Origin of the sequence: Clostridium estertheticum, from assembly GCF_026650985.1 — a bacterium.
Taxonomy (GTDB): domain Bacteria; phylum Bacillota; class Clostridia; order Clostridiales; family Clostridiaceae; genus Clostridium_AD; species Clostridium_AD estertheticum_C.
The window spans coordinates 779,055-802,884 of sequence record NZ_CP086239.1 but is presented as its reverse complement, the minus strand read 5'-3'; the positions used below and the strand labels follow the sequence as shown (position 1 = coordinate 802,884).

Below are 23,830 nucleotides of genomic sequence, written 5' to 3'. Positions count from 1 at the left end.
TCTACTTATCCATAGAAATAACATTACCATCAAAAACCTTTTTAAGCATTTCATTTTCTCTTCCTACATATGACGAATTTATTATACCTATTTTGAAGGTCTTTTCCATTACAGCGTTTACCTTTATCATATCTATTTCATCTATTTTTTGTAATATTTCTTCAGGCGTATTTATTTTGTCCATAAACAGCGCTGATTTTCCATTGCTAAACATTCTGCTACTTGTGCTTTCAAGCCCTAAAATGTAGCTACCCTTCAACTGTTCCTTAGCTTTACTTAATTTTTCATTAGTGATCCCTAGTTTCGCAAAGTTACTAACTTCTTCTTTTATAACATCAATAGCAACTTGTGCATATTTGGGATTAAGCCCAGCATAAATGCTTACAACTCCTGTATTTTTAAATGCTGATATATAACAATAGATAGAATAACATACCCCTAAATCTTCACGAACTTTTTGGAATAATAATGAAGACGCTCCACCACCAAGTATATTGCTTAATAATATTAATGTATAAATATCATCTTCTCCAAGACCTACACCTGGGATTCCTAAACTTATATGAAGTTGCTCAATATCTTTTTTTCTAAAATAATGGTTATTAAATATTTTTGGGCTACTATATTTAGTAATCTGCTTATTTTTATAGCGCCATTTACCAAAATATTTTTCAACAAGACTTTCTATATCTTCCATATTAAATTTACCAGAAATAGATATTACTGAATTTTCTGGTATATAATACGAATCTATATAATCTACTATCATTTTTCTATTAAAAGAATTTACAGTATCTATTGTCCCTAAAATTGGTAACGAAATAGAATCTGATTCCCAAATTGCTTTTGTATGCAAGTCTGCTAAAACATCCTCTGGTGAATCCTCACTCATATTTATTTCCTCAACAATTACACCTTTTTCCTTTTCAATATCTTCTTCACAAAAGGTACTGTTGAATAACATATCCGAAATAATATCTAATGATAAATCAAGGTGAGTGTCTAATGCTTTTATATAAAAACATGTAGCTTCCCTACTTGTAAACGCATTTATTTGACCACCGACATCTTCAATGGTTTCAGCAATTTGTTTTGCAGTTCTAGCTGTCGTTCCTTTAAAAAGCATATGTTCAATGAAATGTGATATTCCACTGTTAACTGTATTTTCATTTCTAGATCCATTTTCCACCCATAAGCCTACACTTACAGAATTCACATATTCAATATTTTCAACTGCAATCCTTAAACCATTATCTAACTTAATCAAATTATACATATGCGCCTCTCCTTAGTGAGATTTTATATTTATTATGTGCATATTAGTGTTTTTTATTTAAAAAAAATAAAAAGGCACCTAAGCCCCTCTATTATTATTCATTCAATTTTTTTTCATTCTCTTTTTTTTCATTTTCGCTATCTTTCATAGCATCTCTTCTTGAAAGATTTACTCTTCCCTGATTATCTATTTCCATTACTTTTACTAATATTTCATCGCCAACCGATACAATATCTTCTACTTTATTAACTCTCTCAAAATCAAGTTTAGAAATATGAACTAATCCTTCTTTATTAGGTAAAATTTCAACAAATGCTCCAAAAGCAGCAATCTTAGTTACTTTTCCTAAATATATTTCTCCAACTTTAACAGATTTAGTTAACTGTTCAATTATTTCCACTGCTCTATTTGCGCTCACGCCATCATTAGACATAATTACAATTTTTCCATCATCACTAGTATCTATTTTAACACCAGTTTCTGCTATAATTTTCTTTATAGTTGCTCCACCTTTACCTATTACATCCCTAATTTTGTCAGGTGCAACATTTAGTACATACATTCTAGGAGCATACTTTGACATTTCACTTCTTGGAGCAGCTATACATTCATTCATTTTTCCAATTATATGAAGTCTAGCTTTTTTCGCATCTATAATTGCAGTTTTAATGCAGTAATTAGATAATCCATGAAGTTTTGTATCAACTTGTATAGCTGTAATACCATTAACAGTTCCAGCTACTTTAAAGTCCATATCACCAAAGAAATCTTCTATACCCTGAATATCAGTTATAACTTTTTCTTTAGATAAATCATCATTTGTAATTAGTCCCATTGCAATTCCAGCTGCAGGTCTCTTAATTGGAACTCCAGCATCTAATAGTGCCAAAATACTTGCACTTACGCTCGCTTGAGATGTTGAACCATTAGAACTTAATACTTCTGATACCACACGAATTGCATATGGAAATTCTTCTACAGATGGTAAAAGTGGTTCTACTGCTTTTTCAGCTAGTGCTCCATGTCCGATTTCTCGTCTTCCAGGTCCACGCATTGGTTTAGTTTCTCCTACGCTATAAGCTGGAAAATTATAATGATGCATATATCTTTTAGTATCTTCATCACTTATTCCGTCTAGTATTTGCGCTTCCTTTAATGCTCCAAGTGTCGCAACTCCCATAACTTGAGTAAGTCCTCTTGTAAAAAGACCTGTTCCATGAGTTCTTGGAAGTATTCCTACCTCACAACTTATTGGTCTAACTTCATCAAAAGCTCTTCCATCAGGTCTTCTATTTTCATTTAACATCATATTTCTAACTATTTCTTTTTGAATATTATAGAAAATTTCACCTATATCTGATTTTTTATCAGCATACTTTTCATCAAATTCAGCGCTTATTTTTGCTTTAATTTGATCAACCATTACATTTCTCTCATCTTTATCCATTATGTACATTGCTGTCTTCACCATATCAAATGAGAATTTTCTAACTTCACTTTCGAGAGTTTCATCTATTTTTTTAAACTCAGGAATGTTTTTTTTCTTTCCAAATTTAGCTACTGCTTCTTCTTGGAAAGCTACTATTTTTTTACATGCTTCAAAAGCAAAGTCGATTGCAGCTATCATTACATCTTCAGCTATTTCGTCTCCACTAGCTTCTATCATTGTTACATTATCTTTTGTAGCACAAACTGTAAGCTTCATAACACTTACTTTTCTCTCGTCTGCTGTTGGGCTTAATATGAATTTACCATCTACTAAACCAACTGAAACCGTTGCGACAGCATCAGTAAAAGGTATACTTGATATACATAATGCAAGTGATGCTCCATTCATAGCAAGTATTTCAGGTGAATTATCTTGTTCAACTGATAGTACTGTACAAACAATTTGAACATCATTTTTATAACCTTTAGGAAATAATGGTCTTAGAGGCCTATCTATACCCCTTGCAGTTAAAATTGCTCTTTCTGATGGTCTTGCTTCTCTTTTTATGAAGCCACCTGGAATTTTACCAACAGCATAAAGTTTTTCTTCATATTCTACACTTAATGGAAAGAAGTCGATACCGTCCCTAGGTTTTTCTGAAGCATTTGTATTAACTAAAACTACTGTCTCACCATAACTCATAAAAATTGCACAGTCTGATAACATTCCAACCTTACCATATTCAACTTTAAGTTTTCTCCCTGCTACAATCGTTTCTATAGTATGAATCATATATTTGCCTCCCCTCAATTTAAATTACCAATATTTTTATAAATATTGGTAGCTAATCGTATATATTTTGCCCTAACCTAAAATAATAGAGCGGCTAAGCCGCTCTGAATTATTTTCTTAGTCCGAGTTCTGCTAGAATTGCACGATATCTTTCAATATCTTTGTTCTTTAAGTAACCTAACATACCTTTTCTTTGACCAACCATCATTAACAGACCTCTTCTTGAATGGTTATCTTTTTTGTGAACTTTTAAATGCTCATTTAACTCTGTAATTCTTTCAGTTAAAAGTGCAATTTGTACTTCTGGAGAACCTGTATCTCCTTCATGTCTTGCATGTTTTACCATTATTTCTTGTTTTGTAATCTTTGTCATTTTACAACACCTCCGAATAAAATCCCCATATTCCAAGTAGACCGTTGGTGATTCGGCTAACTTAGCATAAGGTTCAAATCAATTATAACAAACTAAGATTAAATTGTAAATTAATTTTTACATCTTTACGTTTATTATTCTATTTTTTGATTATAAGCATACTCCTTATCTTTTACAAGCTGCTGCTTTAGTTCCTCTATAGTATTAAATTTAACTTCATCTCTTATTCTGTTTATAAAGTTTATTTTAACTATCTCACTATAAATTTGCTTGTTAAAATCTAAAATATGCGTTTCTACTGATAATTTACCACCTTCTACAGTAGGATTGTATCCTATATTGGTTATAGCTTTATAAAGATAATTATCATATTCAATTATAGTATAATATACCCCTCCCTTTGGAAGAATATATTCCTTATTATAATTTAAATTTACAGTTGGAAAACCAATAGTTCTACCAAGTTGTTTACCAGTAATCACTTTTCCAATAATAGTATGTGGACGTCCTAAAAGTTCATTTGCTTTAACAATATTACCCTCAGCAATTAGATGACGGATTTTTGAACTACTTACAATTTCATCATTGACACTAATTGCATCACAAACATATAGATTATATCCAAGTATTGTGCTATATGCCTTAAGCATTTCTACATCACCTAGATTCTTATAACCAAATCTATAATTAAAACCAACAATTATCCCCTTCGCATTATAGCACTTAACCATATTTCTTATAAATTCTTCAGGGGTTATCTTCATAAAATCTTTATCAAAATTAGCTAAATTAACTATATCTATACCTGTGTCTTCCAGTAATTTTATTTTAGTATCATTATCCATTATAAGTTTTGGGCAAATTTCTTTATTAATAACAGACAATGGATGATTTTTAAAAGTACAGATCATACTTTTAGCATTATTTGCTTTTGATAATTCCACTGTTTTATTTATAAGGTGCATATGTCCCAAATGTAGTCCATCAAAACTTCCGAGTGCAATAAAAGTTTGATATTTAAGATTAGTTTTAAAATTATCTTCTATAATTAACATTTTAATATACTCCTATATAAATGATTTTATTAATCTAACACCATCATCACTTTTATCCGCAATTCCAATAAAATCATTATCATTATTATATATACTATACATAATGCCAGATTCAAACTTACAAATTAGTGCCTTATCCTTTACTATAACACCATTTAATAAGAACTTAACAAATCTATCCTCTATGGTAATTCTAGCATTCGCACTAAAAATAGTTTCTATAGGCATAATATATTTATTTATATTTTCTTCATTTAATTCATTAACATTTATAGCATTATCAATATGAAATTGACCTGTAGCCGTTCTTTGTAGATTCCACATCATGCCACCACATTTTAATTTTTCCCCAATATCATAACACAGACTTCTAATGTATGTACCTTTAGAGCATTTTACCGTGAATTTTATATAAGGTAAATTAATGTCTGTAATATTTATGTCATAGATTGTTATAGGTCTTGGCTCTCTCTCTATTTCTATTCCAGCTCTCGCTAACTCATAAAGTTTTTTTCCATTAACCTTTAGAGCTGAGTACATAGGTGGGACTTGTTTTATTTCTCCTATAAATGAATTAATAACTAGCGTAATTTCATCTACGCCTAAATTAACTTCACTTTCTTTTAGAATTTTACCCTCTCTATCATAAGTATCTGTAATAACGCCTAATTTTAATTCAGTTTCGTAAATTTTAAAGTCTCCCATTATATAGTCTATAGCCTTTGTTGCTTTTCCTATACAAACAGGTAAGACCCCGCTAGCTTCAGGGTCTAGAGTGCCAGCGTGGCCTACTTTTTTTACTTTACTGATTTTTCTTATTAAACGCACTACATCAAAAGAAGTAATTCCTGTAGGTTTAAATACATTTAATATACCATTCATTTCATCAACTCTTTTTCTAAAATTTCCATTAATTTAACTTTAGTATTATCAAAACTTGCCTCGTAATAAAAACCTGAAGCCCTAATATGACCGCCACCCTTAAATTTTTCTGCAATTTTGCTAACATCTACTAAGGATTTAGATCTTAAACTTACTTTAACACCATTTTCATATTCTTTAATAAGTATTGCAACCTCAACGGTGTCTATTGAAGTAGCAAAATCAATAACATCCGACGTGTCTATAGATAACAAATCATATTTTTTTATCATGTCTTTTGTTATATACATAACACAAACTTTACCATCAAGCTCAACGGTCAAATTACTAATAACTTTACCGCAAAACTTTATTTTATTTAATTTTTTATTTTCATAAATTCTCCTGTGAATATCACTAAAATCTATACCAGTATTAATAAGTTCACCTGCAATGATGTGAGTTACTGCTGTGGTGTTTGAATGCTTAAAGCAGCCTGTATCTGTAAGCACAGCTGTGTACAAACATGAACTTATTTTTTTGTCTAATTTCACATCAAGAAGTCTAAGCATTTCATATACAATTTCTCCAACTGCAGAAGCTTTTGTGTTTATAAAATTTAAATCTCCATATAAATCATTAGACATATGATGATCTATATTAATTAATTCAAATTTCCTATTTTGCAGCAATAGATTTGCATTAATTCTTTTAAGATCACCACAATCTAGTACTATTACACACTCAGTATCCGTTAATGGCGCGCTTACTTCACCATTAATTTCAACAGAACATGGCAAGAACTCAAAAGTTTGTGGAATTTCTTCTTTTGATATTATATATACGTTCTTGTTTAATTTTCTCAGACCAATAAGTAATGCCAAAGCACTACCTAGTGAATCTCCATCAGGTGAAGTATGAAAAGTTATAGCAATTTTATTAAATATTTTTATCTTGTTAATGATATCGTTAATATCATTAGTCCTCACTCTTTGTTTCTTCTTCAATCTTTTTTTCATGTTCATTCTTATCTTTTGCCTTTATTTGATGGAAAATGTTTTCTAAATGTATTGCACGTTCTATGGTTTCATCTAGCTCTATAATAACCTGAGGAACATGTCTTAACTTAACGTGCATCCCTATTTCTTTTCTTATAAGACCAGTTGAACTTTTAAGTGCTTGAATTGTTTCTTTCTTTTCAATTTCATTTCCAAATATACTAACATAGATTTTTGTATAACTTAAGTCTTTTGTTGTGTCTACTTTTGTTACACTAACCATAGCACTTAATCTTGGATCTTTTATTTTGTTTTGAATTGTATTGCTTACATCTTTTTTAATTTCTTCATTTATTCTACCATTTCTATAACTAACCATACAACCCACTACTCCTTATCTTATACTAGTTTTGGTTTTATTTCTTCCATTATGAATGCTTCAATGATGTCTCCTTCTTTAAGGTCATTGAATTTGTCTACACTTAATCCACATTCAAATCCAGCAGCAACTTCTTTTGCATCATCTTTAAATCTCTTCAATGAAGCTAAAGTTGATTCAGTTATAACTATTCCATTTCTAAGAACTCTAACGCTACTATTTCTAGTAATTTTACCAGTCAATACATAAGAACCTGCTATTGTACCTACATTTGAAACTTTATATATTTGTCTTATTTCTACTCTTCCTAAAACAACTTCTTTATATACAGGGTCGAGCATTCCAAGCATTGCTAATTTTATATCATCAAGAGCATCATAAATTATTCTATATGTTTTAATTTCTACTTTTTCTTTTTCTCCAACTATTGCAGCATTATTATCAGGTCTTACATTAAACCCTATAATTATTGCATTTGAAGCAGCCGCAAGTACAACATCAGTTTCTGTTATAGCTCCAACTCCAGAATGTATAACTCTTACTTTAACATTATCAGTAGATAATTTTTCAAGTGATTGTCTTACAGCTTCTACAGATCCCTGAACGTCAGCTTTAACAATTACGCCAAGTTCTTTAACAGATCCTTCTTGTATTTGATTGTATAAATTTTCCATAGAAACTCTATTACTAGCTTGAAAATGTTCTTCTCTTAAATTTGTTTTTCTAGCCTCAGCCATATTTCTTGCAGTTTTCTCATCTTTAATTACATTAAATCTATCTCCAGCTGATGGTACATCAGATAATCCAAGTATTTCTACTGGTATAGATGGTCCTGCTGTCTTTATTTTTTTACCCTTATCATCAAACATTGCTCTTATTCTTCCGTAAGTTGATCCAACTATTATAGAATCACCAGTGTGAAGTGTACCATTTTGTACAAGTAATGTAGCAAGTGGTCCGCGACCTTTATCAAGTTTTCCTTCTATTACAGTTCCTTTTGCGTGTCTTTTAGTATTTGCTTTAAGCTCTAACATTTCTGCAGTAATTAGTATCATTTCAAGTAAAGTATCAATACCTTCCTTAGTATGAGCTGATACTGGAACACATATTGTGTCTCCACCCCAATCTTCTGCTACAAGTCCATGTTCTGTTAATTCTTGTTTAACTTTATCTATATTAGCTCCTGGTCTATCTATCTTATTTATAGCTACTATCATTGGTACACCAGCAGCCTTACAGTGATTTATAGCTTCAACAGTTTGTGGCATAATACCATCATCAGCCGCAACTACTAAAATAACTATATCTGTTATTTGAGCACCACGCGCTCTCATTGCTGTAAAAGCTTCATGACCAGGTGTGTCTAAAAATGTTATTTTTTCTCCATTAATATTAACAGTATATGCACCTATATGTTGTGTTATTCCGCCGGCTTCTGTTTCTGTAACCTTAGATTTTCTAATACAATCAAGTAATGATGTCTTACCGTGATCAACATGACCCATAACAGTAACAACTGCTGGTTTTTTATCTGTACCTAATTCAGCGTCATTTTCCTCAATATCTTCATCATCAGCAATTTTCCCTTCTTCAGGGTCTTTTAGTACAGCAAGTGCACCATATTTTTCTATAACTTTTTCAGCTGTTGCAAAATCTATTTCTTGATTCATTCCAGCCATAACACCTATGAAAATAAGTTGTTTTATTACTTCAACATAAGGTCTTTTTAACGTATCAGCCAAATCTTTAACTGTAATAGTACTTTCGATTACTACAACTTCGTCATCGATTGGTTCAACAGCATTGTTGCCACTTCCTAATTCATCGCGACCTTTTCTGCCTCTTTTTCTTATTACAACTTTATTAGCATCTTCGTTAGCTAAGTTTTCATAGTGTTCTACTGTTTCGTTTTTATTATCCTTAAGTCCTGAATTTTCGTCACTATAAAGTTCCTTAATTAATTCAGCATCCTCTTCCTCAATCACACTCATATGATTTTTGGCCTTTATACTAAACTCTTCGAATAGTACATTAATTAATTCTTTACTTGACACTTCTAATTCTTTAGCTAATTCATATATTCTGACTTTTGCCAAATCATTCACCCCCGAAATTTAATTTATTCAATGTTTTCATTCCATAAGCTTAATAGCTTATTCGTCATTTTTTTATCGTTTACGCATAAAACATTAATTTCTGGTCTACCTAAACATTTACCTAAAGTTTCATTCGAAACACCTTCAATAAGGGGTATAACATTTTTAATAGATAATCTTTTAAACTTGTCTTTAGTATTTACAGCGCTTTCCTCAGATAAAATTATAAGGGTTCCTCTACCATGCGATAGTGCATCTTCACACTGATTGTAACCTTCAATAAGTTTACCTGCCTTTTTAGTTAAACCCAAAAATTGAAAAAATTTATTATTCATGATTTATCTCATCCTTTAGCTTTGCATAAATTTCTTCGCTTATTTTGCCACCTAAATTTCGCTCTAACCTTTTTGTCTTATAGGATTTTTCAAAACATTCTATGTTCATGCAAACATATGCACCTCTACCTGGTTTTTTCCCTATTAAATCTATAGAGATTTCGCCTTCTTTACTATGGACTATGCGCAATAGTTCTTTCTTAGGTTTCATTTCCATACACCCTGTACACATGCGCTGAGGTATTTTTTTAACTTTCATAAAGCTATCACCTACTCCTGTGTAATGGTTTCAATTACTTGCTCTTGCGTTGATTGATCTTTAGCTACTTGATTATCAATTACTTCACTTTCATCTGCTTCACTTTTAACTACTTCATTTATATCCATGTTGTATTGAGCTTGTGTTCTACTTTTTATATCTATTTTCCAACCAGTTAATCTTGCTGCTAATCTAACATTTTGGCCTTCTTTTCCAATAGCTAAAGATAATTGATTATCTTCTACTATGACCTTTGCAGATTTAGAAGCTTCCTCAACTACTACATTTAATACCTTTGCAGGACTTAAAGCATTTGAAATATATTCTTCAGCTTTCTTGCTCCATTTAATGATGTCAATTTTCTCATTTCTTAATTCATTAACAATGCTTTGAACTCTAACACCCTTAGGTCCAACGCAAGCTCCCATAGCATCAACATTTTCATCATTTGAGTACACTGCAATTTTAGTTCTTGATCCAGCTTCTCTCGAAATACTCTTAATCTCGACAACTCCACCAAAAACTTCTGGCACTTCTAATTCAAATAATCGTTTTACAAGACCTGGATGCGTTCTTGACACTCCAACTTGAGCACCTTTAGTAGTGTTTTTAACTTCAACAATATACAATTTTAATTTTTCATTAAAATTATATTCTTCACCTGGCATTTGTTCATTAGCTCCAAGTACAGCTTCAATTTTACCTAAATCTATAAATACATTGCCTCTGTCTTTTCTTATAACACTTCCTGTAATAATATCAAATTCTTTGGTTATAAATTCATTGTATATTATATTTCTTTCAGCTTCTTTAATTCTTTGAATAACTACTTGCTTTGCAGCTTGCGCAGCTATTCTTCCAAATTTTCTTGGAGTAACTTCAATATCAACAATGTCCCCTATTTGATATTTATGGCTGTACTCTTTAGCTTCTTCTAAGGACATTTCACTAGCATCCTCAACAACTTCTTCTACAACCGTCTTTTGACCATAGACATGTATTTCTCCTGTTTCTCTATTCATTGTTACTTTTACATCTTGACTATTATTTGATAGCGTAGCAAAATTTTTCTTATACGCTGCAACTAATGCATCTTCTATAGTTTCAAAAAGTAAATCCTCGCTAATTCCCTTTTGGTCTACAATTTCTCTCAATGCTTCAATAAATTCTTGATTCATTTTAACAACTTCCTCCTTACAGCACTGGTTTTAAACTTACGATGGAAATATTTTCTTTTGGAATAATTATATTATTCCCATCATATTGAATTTCTATTTGTACATCAGAAAATCCTACTAAATCGCCCTCAAGTTTTTTAGTTCCCTCATATAGACTCTTTAAATTAACTAGTACATTCTGACCTATGTATTTTTTTAGATGATTATCATCATATAAAATCCTCTCAATTCCTGGTGAGGATACTTCTAAACAGTAACTATCTGTTATTGGATCTTCAACGTCTAATATTTCACTTATGCCTCTGCTAGTTTTTTCGCAGTCTTCCAAAGATATTCCACTTGAACTATCTATATAAATTCTCAAATAATTTTCTCCAGCTTCTTTTACATACTCCAAATGATATAATTCACAATTGTTTTTTTCAACTATTGGCAAAGCGATTTTTCTAAGCTTTTGCAACAAGGTATCATTTCTCATTCTAACACCCTCCTTTTATTAGTATTTTATACTATTATTAACATAATTAATCATAATATTATAATTAAAACGCAACCATGAGTTGCGTTTCAATAAATAGAGAGTAGGCGGGCCTACTCTCTTGCAATAAAATAACTAGTGATAACTAATATCTATTATTCTATCATATAAAATCCGCTATTTCAAGGGTTAATTGCATTTCCCTAAAAAAACGACAGCTGATTTGTATCAGGAAGATCCTTCAAACACCCATGATTATCTAATGCTTCGATAACTGTTTTAGACACTTTGCAGCGAGTTCTCAAATCTTCTTTTGATATGAACTCTCCATGCACTCTTTCTAGCGCTATACTTTTAGCAGCATTTTCACCTACCCCTTCAAGTGCATTTAAAGGAGGTCTTAGTGAATCTTCTTCAATTGTAAATTTAACCGCCTCTGACTTATAAAGATCAACATTTAATAATTTAATTCCTCTTTTATACATTTCAAAAGATAACTCAAGAGCAGTTAGAAGTCCTTTTTCTTTCACTCCTATATCCTTACCTAAAGCTTCGAGTTCATCCATTTTAACTCTTATAGCACTGTCACCTTTTACTATCAAGTTTGCATCAAAATCATCTGCTCTTATAGTAAAAAATGTAGCATAGTATTCTTTTGGGTAATAAACCTTATAATATGCTATTCTAATGGCCATCATTACATATGCTACTGCATGCCCCTTAGGGAACATATACTTTATTTTTTTACATGATCCTATATACCAATCCGGAACATCATGCTCTTTCATTATTTTCTCATGTTCTTCTGAAAGTCCCTTACCTTTTCGTACTTTCTCCATAATAGTAAAAGCAGTCTTAGGCTCAAGATCTTTATGCAATAGATAAACCATTATATCATCTCTTGTAGAAATACAATCTTTAAGCGTTGTAAATCCTTCTTTAATATAATATTGCGCATTATTAATCCATACGTCAGTACCGTGAGATAATCCTGAAATTCTTACCAAATCTGAAAAAGATTTTGGTTGTGTATCTAAAAGCATTTGTCTAACAAATTTTGTACCAAATTCTGGAACCCCATAGCTTCCCACTTCACAACCTAATTCCTGAGCTGTAAGTCCAAGTGCCTTAGGCGACGTAAATAAGCTTATAACATTATCATCAGATAATGGGATAGTTAAAGGGTCAAGTCCCGTTAAATCTTGAAGCATTTTAAGCATTGTAGGATCATCATGACCAAGAATATCAAGTTTAAGTAACCTACCACTTATAGAATGGTAATCAAAATGCGTTGTAATAATATCTGATGTTGGGTCATCCGCCGGATGTTGCACAGGGCAAAAATTATATATCTCATTGTCACTTGGAACAACCATTATTCCACCTGGATGTTGTCCTGAGGTCCTCTTAACGCCAGTACATCCTTGTACAAGTCTCTCAATTTCAGCTTGAGGTACCATAACATCTTTTTCATTCAAATATTTTTTCACATAACCATAAGCAGTTTTATCAGCAATGGTTCCAATAGTTCCAGCCTTAAAAGTATGCCCTTTCCCAAACAGCACCTCTGTATATCTATGTATGTCTGCTTGATTATCCCCTGAAAAATTCAAATCTATATCCGGTTCTTTATCTCCTTCAAATCCTAAGAATGTTTCAAATGGAATATCAAAACCATCTTTTTTATATAATGTTCCACAATCAGGACATTCTTTATCAGGTAAATCAGCACCTGAACCAATAGATCCATCTAAAATAAATTCACTCTTTTTGCAATTAGGACATATATAATGTGGTGGCAACCCATTTACTTCTGTTATATTAGACATATTAGCTGCAAAAGAAGATCCAACCGAACCTCTTGAGCCTACCAAATAACCATCTGCAAGTGATTTTGCTACTAATTTTTCAGCTATCAAATAAAGCACAGCATATCCATTACCAATAATAGAATTTAATTCTTTTTCCAATCTTTTTTCAACTATCTCAGGCAATGGATCCCCATATATTGAATGAACTTTATCTGATGTCATCTTTCTGATATCATCTTCTGCCCCAGGTATTTTAGGTGTAAAAGTTCCATCTGGTATTGGTTTTACAAATTCTATCATTTCAGCAATTTTATTCGGATTATAAATTACTACTTCTTTACATTTTTTTTCTCCTAAATATGAAAATTCACTTAGCATCTCATTTGTAGTTTTAAAATATAATGGTGGTTGATCATCTGCATCTGAAAACCCTTTACCTGCCATCAATATTTTTCTAAAAACTGCATCTAAAGGTTCTAAAAAATGTACATCCCCTGTAGCAACTACTGGCATATTATTTTTATCACCAATAGTGCATATCCTCCTATTAATGTCCATTAATTCACTTTCGTCTTTTACTATTCCATTTTTAATCATAAATTTATTATTTAGTAAAGGTTGTATTTCTAAATAATCATAGAATTTTACTATTTTATTAATATCTTCTTCAGATTTTCCTTGAAGCACTTCTTTATATACTTGTCCAGCTTCACACGCCGATCCAACTATAAGGCCCTCTCTGTACTTTTCAATTAAAGTTTTAGGAAGCCTTGGTCTTCTATGAAAATATTCTAAATTTGAAAATGAAATAAGCTTATAAAGGTTCTTTAGCCCTATTTGATTCTTTACCAAAATAATCACATGATAAGTGTTAGCCTTTTTCACATTAAAGTCAGCTAGAAATTCTTTATTTAAAGTATCTAAATCTAAAATGTTTTTTTCGCGAAGTAGCCCAAAACAATGTAATAGTATGTCTGCGGTAGCTTTAGCATCATCTACAGCTCTATGATGATTTTCTAGGGTTATGCCTAAATATTTGGCTACTGTATTTAACTTAAACGTTTTAAGGTCTTTAAGTAAATATTTAGCTAAAGGAATTGTATCCATAATTGCATTCTCAAACTTCAAGCCTAACCTCTGTGAATTTTTTTTAATAAAAGATGCATCGAAGTCAGAATTGTGTGCTACAAGCACACTATCTTTTGTAAACTCTAAAAACTTAGGAAGTACATCTTCTATAGAGGCTGCATCAGAAACATTATCATTTGTAATTCCAGTTAGTTCTATAATCTTATAAGGTATGTCTATTCCCGGATTTACAAACTCACTAAATCTATCTACTATTTTTCCATTTTCTATCTTCAATGCACCAATTTCTATAATTTTATCATTTTCACTAGATAACCCAGTTGTTTCTAAATCAAAGACTACAAAACGATCATCTAAAGTTTCACCTTTATTATTAATAACAATTGGCACTCCATCGTCTACTAGGTAACCCTCAACACCATAGATAACCTTAATCTTATTCTTTTTAGCTGCATCCATGGCTTCTGGAAATGCTTGAACTACACCATGATCAGTTATTGCTACTGCGCTATGTCCCCACTTAGCTGCTCTTTCAACAAGTTTCGATGCAGGACTAATACCATCCATAGCACTCATTTGAGTATGAAGATGAAGTTCAACCCTTTTCTCCTGAGCAGTATCCATTCTTTCTATTTTTTTAAGTTTAATTATATCTCTAGCCATAACTACAACTTCTCTTGCATAAGTATCATAACTTGCTTCTCCACGTATCTTGCAAAAGAGTCCAACTTTGATTTCCTCCATCATCTTTTCTACTTCTTTAGGCTTTGGAAAACATTTCACCGTAATCGAGCTGGAATAATCTGTAATATAAAATGTTATAATTATTCTTCCCGTTTTTGTTTCAATTATATTCACCTTAAAAATATCACCACAAGCACAAATTATTCCTGAAGTCTCACTTATATCTTTTATTTCTATACTTTCATCATTAATATTTCTTCCCATAATAGTATTTTTATCAGCAACTTCACCCTTTTTGTAACCCGGTCTACTAAATTTATTAGCTTTGTAGCCATTGCTATTATCATTACTTTGCCCACCACTACGGGGCTTGTCTGTCTTTTCTATATTCATATTTTTAACTATTTCATTAATTATAGTTTCATTTTCTTTTTCTTTTTTCATTAAAGAATCATCTTTAGAAAGTTCACTGTTATGTTCTAGTTTAACTAGTGAATCAACTCCAAACATATCATTTATAGTGTTTTTCATAAGAAGTTCTATATTTTTATCTCTTAGAATTTTGCACATAAAATCATTACCACACTGAATTTTAAGTATACCATTCTCAATTATTCTAGTTGACTTAAGTAAACTATCCTTACTTGATGGCTCTGAGATAGATATTACATTAACTACATCGAGCCAAAACTTATCTTTTACATCTTCTATAGTTGCATTTGATACATCATGGTAGCAAATCAACTGTATATCGTTAAAACTACATAATCGTTTTGATATAATCTCTTTAATTAGTAGTTTTTTATTATCATCTGTATCCTCAAAAGATTTAATAATCACCCTTAATTTATTGCTTTTCTTAAGGTACTGAACCCTTAACACCTTAATATTATCTACTAATGTTTCTTCATTTAAATCAAGATCATTTTTCAACATTTGAGCTAGACTTGCGTTCATTAATATTCCTCCTGAGAAGTCATCTTATAGGTTATTTACTTCACGAATAAGTTCTTCTACTAAATCTTCTTCCTTAACAGTTTTAATTATTTCACCTTTTTTAAATATGAGACCAACTCCATCTCCGCCAGCGATGCCAATATCAGCCTCTCTTGCTTCACCCGGACCATTAACTATGCATCCCATCACTGCAATCTTTATATTTTTATTACAAAATTCCAATCTTTTTTCTACTTCATTTGCAATCTTTATAAGATTTATTTGCGTTCTACCACATGTTGGGCATGATACAAATTTAATTCCGTCATCTATATAACCTAATGATTTTAGGATTTCTATTCCAACTTTAACCTCATCTACTACATCCCCAGTTAGAGATACCCTTATAGTATCACCTATACCTGAAGCTAGTAATGCTCCGATTCCAACACTTGATTTTATTGTTCCTCTCCATGTAGTTCCAGCCTCAGTAACCCCAAGGTGGAGTGGATAATCTACCTTGCCTGATAATAATTTATAACTTTCAATCATCATTACAACATCTGATGATTTTATAGAAATAACTATATCGTAAAAATTTAAACTTTCAAGTATTTTAACATGTTTTAGCGCACTTTCAACTAAAGCTTGCGCACATACATGTCCATACTTTTTAAGAATATCTTTTTCTAGCGATCCTGAATTTACCCCAATTCTAATTGGAATTCCCTTCGCTTTGGCTGCATCTGCAACTAATTTTATTCTATCAATATTTCCAATATTACCTGGATTAATTCTTAGTTTAGATACTCCATTCTCAATAACTTTTAAAGCCAGCCTATAATCAAAATGGATATCTGCAACTAGAGGTATATGAATACCTTTCATTATATCTTTTATCGCCTCAGCAGCTACCATATCTGGCACTGCACAGCGTACAATATCGCAACCTACTTTTTCAAGCTCAAGTATTTGTTTTATCGTAGCCTCTACATCTCGTGTATCAGTATTCGTCATTGACTGCACTGCAATCTTTGAATCTCCACCTATATATAAATCACCAATTTTAATTTTTTTTGTTTTTCTAGCTTCCATAATCTTCATCTCCTAGAATTTCATTGGACTAACTATATCCTTAATAACTATTACCACCATTAATGCCATTAAAAACATAAATCCAATATAATTTATAGTTCCTACCTTATTATCATCTAATTTCTTACCTGATATTATTTCAAATAATAACATAAAGATCCATCCTCCATCTAAAGCTGGAAAAGGTATTATATTAAATATTCCTAATTGCACACTCATTAGTGCAGTAAAGTAAAGTAACGTTGTTAATCCAGTTTGTGCTGCTTTTGTTGAAATCCTCATTATGCTTATAGGTCCCCCTACATCAGAACCCGAAAATTGACCCTTAAATATAGTGCCAAAAAAACCAAAAGTTTGTTTTGCAGTATCAACTGTTTGACCAAATCCATATCCTACTGATTCGCCAAAGTTTAATTTTTTTTCTACACCTGAAGCAGCAATTCCTATCATGTATCTATTTTCCTTCACATTTTTAACTGGTTTTAAAGAAATTTCTTTCACCTTTGAATTTCTAACTACTTCAATGTTCATACTTTCACCTTTAGACGCGTAAACAATATTTATAAATTCATCCCATCTCTCTATGCTAACTTTATCAATTTTAGTAATTTTATCTCCAACTTGTAATCCAGAATGCATAGCTGGGCTACTCGCAACTACTTGCCCTATTATTGGTAATACATATCCTTTTGCAGCACCAACAATAGCAAATAAAACCACTGCTAAAATCAGATTCATAATTGCTCCAGCAGAAACTATGCTTAGTTTTTGAACTGGTGTTTTATTAGTGAAAGATCTAGGATCATTACTGTTCCCCTCTTCCCCTTCCATTTTGACATATCCCCCAACAGGAAATGCTTTAATTAAGTACTCTGTTTCCTTTCCTTTTATTCCAAAAAGTTTTGGACCCATTCCGAGTGAAAATTCACTTACTTTTACCCCATTTAACTTACACATTATAAAATGACCTAATTCATGTATTATTACTAAAAGACTAAATGCTAAAATGGCCATAATAATATATGGTATATTCGGTAAAATACTACCCATAACAATTTTCCTCCCTATTTTTGATCATAATTTTTTTTCACATATTCCCTAACCTTTAAATCAACATCTAAAATTTCTTCTAGATTTGGTTTAATATTGTGATCAAATTTATTCATGCATTTTTCTATAATATCTTCTATTTGTAGATATTTAATTTTATAATCTAAAAAGAGTTCAACAGCTACCTCATTCGCAGCATTCATTATAGCAGGCATATTACCACCCATTTTACCTGCTTTTAAGGCTAATTTAAGGCATTTAAATGTATCACTGTCAGGTTTTTCAAAAGTTAAATTGCTCATATTATAAAAATCCAATTTATCAATTACAGCGATGTTTCTCTTTGGATAGTTTATGGCATATTGAATAGGAAGCCTCATGTCAGTAGAACTCATTTGTGCTATTATACTACCATCTATATACTCGACCATAGAATGTATAACACTTTGTGGATGAACTACCACTTGTATATTTTCGTAATCTATCCCAAATAACCAGTGTGCTTCAATAACCTCGAGTCCTTTATTCATAAGCGTTGACGAATCAACTGATATTTTTTTACCCATGTTCCATTTTGGATGTTTAATCGCATCTTCAGGTCTTATATCTATTAATTCTTGTCTACTTTTACCTCTGAATGGACCACCAGATGCAGTTATTATTATCTTATTAACATTTTCTAACTTATTACCTTGCAAACATTGAAAAATAGCACCATGTTCTGAATCAACTGGCAAAATATTTACATTGTTTTTTTTAGCAGCTTCCATAACTAGTTCTCCCGCGGCAACTAGTGTTTCCTTATTAGCTAAAGCAATATCTTTTCCTGCATAAATAGCTTTTATAGTTGGAACGAGTCCTATCATTCCTACAACTGAAGTTACTACAAGATCAACTTCAGTTAAGGTACTTATATAATTTAAGCCATCTAATCCATGCAATATTTCCGTTGAATATTTATTTAAGTCACAATATTTTTTAAGTTTTAGTGAAGCTTCCTCATCCATCATGGCAACATATTTAGGTTTAAATTCCTCTATGATAGGAATAATTTTCTCATAATTAGTATTTGCAGAAATCCCTATAATAATAAAGTTTTTAATATCCGATCGAATAACATCTAAAGTTTGAGTTCCAATTGATCCCGTAACTCCTAAAATAGTAAGTTTTTTCATTTAATCTCCCCATCCCTATAATGTTACAATTTATAATTATTATGTCATCAAAATTAAAAATATTAAAGCTATGCCACTGTATGTAATTATGTCTCAAACAATAAATAAAATATCATGTTAATATCTTCAATTTATTTCTATTTTTTTGCATATTCGCAGTATTAAATATAACATAGTTAGCTATTAAAATAAAGTACTTACTACAATATACAATTTGTAACATTCTTTATAGCAAGCTATTATTTGTAATAATATTCATTATTAAGTTCAGATATTAATATAAAATATAACACCGTTATTTTTTTAATGCTTTATGTAATAATAAAATCATATAAAGTCATCAATGCCAATTCACTCTGAATTTTTTTTGCATCCTGCCCAATATATGATTTTCTTAAGCAATAAACTATATAAATTTATATCTTTATTATAAATGTAATATAATAAAATACTACCACAGACACAAATAAAATACTATCAAAACGGTCTAAAATCCCACCATGTCCCGGTATAAGATTACTGTAATCCTTAGCTCCTACATATCTCTTTATCGATGATGCAATTAAATCTCCAAACTGTCCAAAAACGCCACATAAAACACCAATTATAGCATAATGATATAATTCTATATGCACGCCATATTTTGAAATAACATATCCATAAATCATACATCCTATAGTACTCCCAAGTAAGCCACCTATCGACCCCTCTATTGTTTTATTAGGACTAACTTTAGGGCAAAGCTTATGTTTGCCTCCTTTGCCTAAAATCCTTCCAGAATAATAAGCCAAAGTATCGCATCCCCATGAACAAATGAATATAATCCATACTAAATATTGACCATAAGCTTTATTGTCTATAAACACTATAAAACTAAAAAATACTGCTACATACAAGAATCCAAATAAGGTAAGCGCAACATCTACAAAATTGTAACTTGTATAAACCACAGGAATACATAATAGCAAGAAAATTGTTGCAATTAAAATATATATATTAAAACTTTGTGAAAAATTCTTGTTCATATTTAAGTAATATACTATGCATAACCCATATCCTATAAGTGCAATTGGCTTATAATGTTTTTTTCTAGAAACTTTATAGAACTCGTACATACCAAAAAGTGAAATTACCATTACAATATATTTTAAATACACCCCACCTAAAAATAAAAATATTATGAATGGAGCTAAAACAAGAGCCCCTATATACCTATTATTCATGACTTTCTCCCCTATTTAACCTTTCCAAATCTTCTATCTCTTTTTTGATAATCCATTATTGCACTTTGTAGCTGCTTCTCATGAAAATCCGGCCAATTAATGTCTGAAAACCAAAGTTCTGAGTATGCACCCTGCCAAAGCAAGAAATTACTTAATCTTAACTCACCACTTGGCCTTATTATTAGATCTGGATCAGGCATTTTACTTGTATACATGTATTTTGAAAATAAATCTTCATTTATTTGATCCTTAGATATTTTCTTATTAATTAAATCCGATGAAATCTCTTTTACAGCATCTACTATTTCACTTCTTCCTCCATAATTTAAAGCAAGATTTAAAATCAATCCCTTATTATTTTTTGTTTTTTCATATGCATTATTTAATTCTTCTCTACATATCAAAGGCAATTTCGAAATATTACCAATAGAATTAACAACAACATCATTAACGTTTAATTCTTCGACTTCTTTTTTTAAATACTCCACTAACAACTTCATTAAAGAATCAACTTCTTTTACAGGTCTATTCCAATTCTCAGTTGAAAATGCATATAATGTTAAATATTTAACCCCTAACCTGTCACATTCTTTTACAATCTTCCTAATTGCTTCAACACCGGCCTTATGTCCAAGTGCTCTAGGCAAATTACGCTCTTTTGCCCATCTACCATTTCCATCCATTATAATTGCAATATGCTTAGGTATTTTAGTCATATCTAAGTTTGTTTCATTACTCATATCTTTATTCTTTTTTAAGAAAGCGAATAATTTTTTCAATAAAATTCTCTCCTTTTTACTAGTTATAGTATAATTTTAAATAGAACCTGCATAAATGCAGGTTCTATTTAAAATTAAGGACTAAACTGACATTATTTGTTTTTCTTTAGTATCAATTATTTTATCTACTTCTTTAATAAATTTATCTGTTTCTTTTTGGATGATATCTTCTGTTTTTTTAACTTCATCTTCAGAAATTTCGCTGTTTTTTTTCAATGCTTTAATTTTATCATTAGCATCTCGCCTTATAGACCTTATAGCTACTTTGCCTTCTTCTCCGGTTTTCTTAATATTCTTCATTAAATTTTTTCTTGTTTCTTCCGTAAGCTCTGGAATAATTAATCTCATTGATATTCCATCATTTGATGGATTTAATCCCAAATCAGATTTTAATATAGCTCTTTCTATTTCTTTCATAGAAGATTTATCCCATGGCTGAATTAATAATACTCTCGCTTCAGGTGCTGATATGTTTGCAATTTGGCTTAATGGCACGAGACTACCATAGCATTCAACATTAATTCTATCCAGCATTGCAGAATTTGCTCTTCCTGCCTTCATACTTGATAACTCATGTTTCAAAACTGCAATCGTCTTTTTCATTTTTTCATCAGCAATACTAATAATTTCTTTAATCATAGAATTCCCTCCATTTTGTATTGGTTATTTAGCAGAATCAGATACTAAAGTCCCAATTTTTTCACCTAAGACTGCTTTTTTTATGTTTTCTGGTTTATCAAGTCCAAAAACTAATATAGGTATATTGTTGTCCATACATAATGATGTAGCCGTAGAATCCATAACTTGAAGTCCTTTTTCAAGCACATTAATATAACTAAGTTTATCGAATTTTTTTGCATCATCATATATGTGTGGATCTTTATCGTATACTCCATCAACCTTTTTAGCAAGGAGTATTACTTCAGCCTCTATTTCTGCTGCCCTAAGTGCTGCTGCTGTATCTGTTGAAAAATATGGATTACCTGTCCCAGCTGCAAATATAACAACTCTTCCTTTTTCCAAATGCCTCATAGCTTTTCTTCTTATAAATGGTTCTGCTACTGCCTTCATCTCAATGGCAGTTTGTACTCTAGTATTTACGCCTATATTTTCCAAAGAATCTTGAAGTGCTAATGCATTAATACAAGTTGCCATCATCCCCATATAATCTGCAGTAGTCCTGTCCATACCATCTCCGCTTCTACCACGCCATATGTTCCCAGCCCCAACAACTATTCCTATTTCAACACCTAACTTAACTAGTTCCTTTATTTGAAGTGCTATAACATTCGTGAATTCAAAATCTATTCCAAATCCTGTATCACCAGCTAAAGCTTCTCCTGAAATTTTCAACATAATTCTTTTGTATTTAGCAACCTCCATAAACATTGTACCTCCTGATTTAAAGTATTCCTTATTTTAAAAAAGAGAACACTTTGTGTTCCCTTTAATTTCTATTTACCTTGCACTTGTCTTTGTACTTCTTCTGCAAAATTTTCTTCTTTCTTTTCTATACCTTCTCCTCTTTCAAATCTTTCAAATCTTGTTACCTTTATCTCAGCACCAAGTTTTTTTGATTCTTCTTTAAGGTATTTAGTAATAGTATAGTCAGCGTTCTTAACCCATACTTGTTCAAGTAAACAAACTTCTTTGAAGTATTTATTAACTCTACCCATAACCATTTTCTCTACAATTTTTTCTGGTTTTCCTTCGTTTATTGCTTGAACTCTATATATTTCTTTTTCTTTTTCTAAAGTATCTTTATCAACACATGTATTATCTAAAAATAAAGGACTAGCAGCCGCAATTTGCATTGCAACATCTTTAGCAATCGTAATTAACACATCATCTTGCTTTTCGCATGAGAGTTCCACTAAGACGCCTATTCTTCCACCACCATGAACATAGCTTTGAACAACACCATTTTCAATAGAAAATTTTTGAAATCTTCTTACAGACATATTTTCGCCTAATTTTGCTATTAAAGCTGTAACTGCATCATTAATAGTAATTGTTTCATCAGACATACATTTTTCAGAAGTGAATTCCTCAATAGTCGTCGAATTAGTTTGTGCTGCTTGTTTCGCTGTATTATTTGCTAAAGTAACAAACTCATTATTAATGGCAACAAAGTCTGTTTCACAGTTAACTTCGACTACTGCTCCAACTTTCATATCTTCTGAAATATATGTACATACTATTCCTTCTGCGGCTATTCTTCCAGATTTCTTTGCAGCTGCTGCCAACCCTTTTTCTCTTAAAAGTTCAATCGCTTTTTCCACATCACCATCTGTTTCACTTAGAGCTCTTTTACAATCCATCATTCCTGCTCCAGTTTTTTCTCTTAACTCTTTAACCATGCTTGCAGTAACCATTATTAATTCCTCCTATTCCTATCTAGTTTAAAAGGTAAATGAAAGAATTAACTTCCACCTACCCCTCACTGTTATACCATAATTATTTTATTAGATAAATACAA

At 31.1% G+C, this 23,830-nt stretch carries 21 protein-coding genes; all 21 read right to left on the bottom strand.

The features are described from left to right. Nucleotide 1: 1 nt before the first annotated feature. Entirely contained in the window at nucleotides 2–1,276 is a 1,275-nt protein-coding gene (locus LL038_RS04080; protein WP_216119929.1) for a M16 family metallopeptidase, read from the bottom strand. 94 nt (nucleotides 1,277–1,370) lie between these two features. Beyond that, nucleotides 1,371–3,497 (bottom strand): polyribonucleotide nucleotidyltransferase, encoded by a 2,127-nt coding sequence (locus LL038_RS04075; RefSeq protein WP_171296935.1) that lies wholly within the window; start codon nucleotides 3,495–3,497, stop codon nucleotides 1,371–1,373. 109 nt (nucleotides 3,498–3,606) lie between these two features. Continuing rightward, nucleotides 3,607–3,870 carry a 30S ribosomal protein S15 gene (rpsO, locus tag LL038_RS04070; RefSeq protein WP_216119930.1) on the bottom strand — a complete coding sequence of 88 codons (264 nt, stop codon included), beginning with the start codon at nucleotides 3,868–3,870 and terminating at the stop codon, nucleotides 3,607–3,609. Between the two features lie 134 nt (nucleotides 3,871–4,004). Further along, nucleotides 4,005–4,925, bottom strand: coding sequence for a bifunctional riboflavin kinase/FAD synthetase (locus LL038_RS04065; protein ID WP_216119931.1), 921 nt, complete (start codon nucleotides 4,923–4,925; stop codon nucleotides 4,005–4,007). Nucleotides 4,926–4,937: 12 nt separating this feature from the next. After that, nucleotides 4,938–5,807 carry a tRNA pseudouridine(55) synthase TruB gene (gene truB, locus LL038_RS04060; protein WP_216119932.1) on the bottom strand — a complete coding sequence of 290 codons (870 nt, stop codon included), beginning with the start codon at nucleotides 5,805–5,807 and terminating at the stop codon, nucleotides 4,938–4,940. Then, complete coding sequence (locus LL038_RS04055; RefSeq protein WP_216119933.1) at nucleotides 5,804–6,805, bottom strand: DHH family phosphoesterase; 1,002 nt, start codon at nucleotides 6,803–6,805, stop codon at nucleotides 5,804–5,806. Before LL038_RS04055 ends, truB begins: the two co-directional genes overlap by 4 nt. Beyond that, on the bottom strand, nucleotides 6,765–7,163 hold the full coding sequence (gene rbfA, locus LL038_RS04050) for a 30S ribosome-binding factor RbfA (protein ID WP_216119934.1): 399 nt from the start codon (nucleotides 7,161–7,163) through the stop codon (nucleotides 6,765–6,767). The genes LL038_RS04055 and rbfA overlap by 41 nt, the downstream gene beginning before the upstream one ends. Nucleotides 7,164–7,183: 20 nt before the next feature. Next, nucleotides 7,184–9,259 (bottom strand): translation initiation factor IF-2, encoded by a 2,076-nt coding sequence (infB, locus tag LL038_RS04045; protein WP_216119935.1) that lies wholly within the window; start codon nucleotides 9,257–9,259, stop codon nucleotides 7,184–7,186. A gap of 23 nt (nucleotides 9,260–9,282) precedes the next feature. Further along, nucleotides 9,283–9,597 (bottom strand): ribosomal L7Ae/L30e/S12e/Gadd45 family protein, encoded by a 315-nt coding sequence (locus LL038_RS04040; RefSeq protein WP_187350212.1) that lies wholly within the window; start codon nucleotides 9,595–9,597, stop codon nucleotides 9,283–9,285. After that, a complete protein-coding gene (gene rnpM / locus LL038_RS04035; RefSeq protein WP_071613209.1) occupies nucleotides 9,587–9,853 on the bottom strand; it encodes an RNase P modulator RnpM in 267 nt (88 codons plus the stop codon). Before rnpM ends, LL038_RS04040 begins: the two co-directional genes overlap by 11 nt. A gap of 11 nt (nucleotides 9,854–9,864) precedes the next feature. After that, the gene (nusA, locus tag LL038_RS04030) at nucleotides 9,865–11,031 is read right to left on the bottom strand and encodes a transcription termination factor NusA (RefSeq protein WP_216119936.1); all 1,167 of its coding nucleotides are present in this window, start codon (nucleotides 11,029–11,031) and stop codon (nucleotides 9,865–9,867) included. A 16-nt stretch (nucleotides 11,032–11,047) separates the two neighbouring features. Beyond that, a complete protein-coding gene (gene rimP / locus LL038_RS04025; RefSeq protein ID WP_216119937.1) occupies nucleotides 11,048–11,509 on the bottom strand; it encodes a ribosome maturation factor RimP in 462 nt (153 codons plus the stop codon). 203 nt (nucleotides 11,510–11,712) lie between these two features. Beyond that, nucleotides 11,713–16,050 carry a PolC-type DNA polymerase III gene (locus tag LL038_RS04020; RefSeq protein WP_216119938.1) on the bottom strand — a complete coding sequence of 1,446 codons (4,338 nt, stop codon included), beginning with the start codon at nucleotides 16,048–16,050 and terminating at the stop codon, nucleotides 11,713–11,715. Nucleotides 16,051–16,074: 24 nt separating this feature from the next. Next, nucleotides 16,075–17,124, bottom strand: a complete 1,050-nt coding sequence (gene ispG / locus LL038_RS04015) for a flavodoxin-dependent (E)-4-hydroxy-3-methylbut-2-enyl-diphosphate synthase (RefSeq protein ID WP_216119939.1) — start codon at nucleotides 17,122–17,124, stop codon at nucleotides 16,075–16,077. Nucleotides 17,125–17,136: 12 nt separating this feature from the next. Then, the gene (gene rseP, locus LL038_RS04010) at nucleotides 17,137–18,174 is read right to left on the bottom strand and encodes an RIP metalloprotease RseP (RefSeq protein WP_216119940.1); all 1,038 of its coding nucleotides are present in this window, start codon (nucleotides 18,172–18,174) and stop codon (nucleotides 17,137–17,139) included. A 14-nt stretch (nucleotides 18,175–18,188) separates the two neighbouring features. After that, nucleotides 18,189–19,349, bottom strand: coding sequence for a 1-deoxy-D-xylulose-5-phosphate reductoisomerase (gene dxr, locus LL038_RS04005; RefSeq protein ID WP_216119941.1), 1,161 nt, complete (start codon nucleotides 19,347–19,349; stop codon nucleotides 18,189–18,191). Nucleotides 19,350–19,765: 416 nt separating this feature from the next. Further along, entirely contained in the window at nucleotides 19,766–20,572 is an 807-nt protein-coding gene (locus LL038_RS04000) for a phosphatidate cytidylyltransferase (protein ID WP_216119942.1), read from the bottom strand. An 11-nt stretch (nucleotides 20,573–20,583) separates the two neighbouring features. Beyond that, complete coding sequence (locus tag LL038_RS03995; protein WP_216120066.1) at nucleotides 20,584–21,312, bottom strand: isoprenyl transferase; 729 nt, start codon at nucleotides 21,310–21,312, stop codon at nucleotides 20,584–20,586. A gap of 120 nt (nucleotides 21,313–21,432) precedes the next feature. Beyond that, a complete protein-coding gene (frr, locus tag LL038_RS03990) occupies nucleotides 21,433–21,990 on the bottom strand; it encodes a ribosome recycling factor (protein WP_216119943.1) in 558 nt (185 codons plus the stop codon). 24 nt (nucleotides 21,991–22,014) lie between these two features. Then, nucleotides 22,015–22,734, bottom strand: a complete 720-nt coding sequence (gene pyrH, locus LL038_RS03985) for a UMP kinase (protein ID WP_216104609.1) — start codon at nucleotides 22,732–22,734, stop codon at nucleotides 22,015–22,017. 71 nt (nucleotides 22,735–22,805) lie between these two features. Then, nucleotides 22,806–23,726, bottom strand: coding sequence for a translation elongation factor Ts (gene tsf, locus LL038_RS03980; protein WP_216119944.1), 921 nt, complete (start codon nucleotides 23,724–23,726; stop codon nucleotides 22,806–22,808). Between the last annotated feature and the right edge of the window lie 104 nt (nucleotides 23,727–23,830).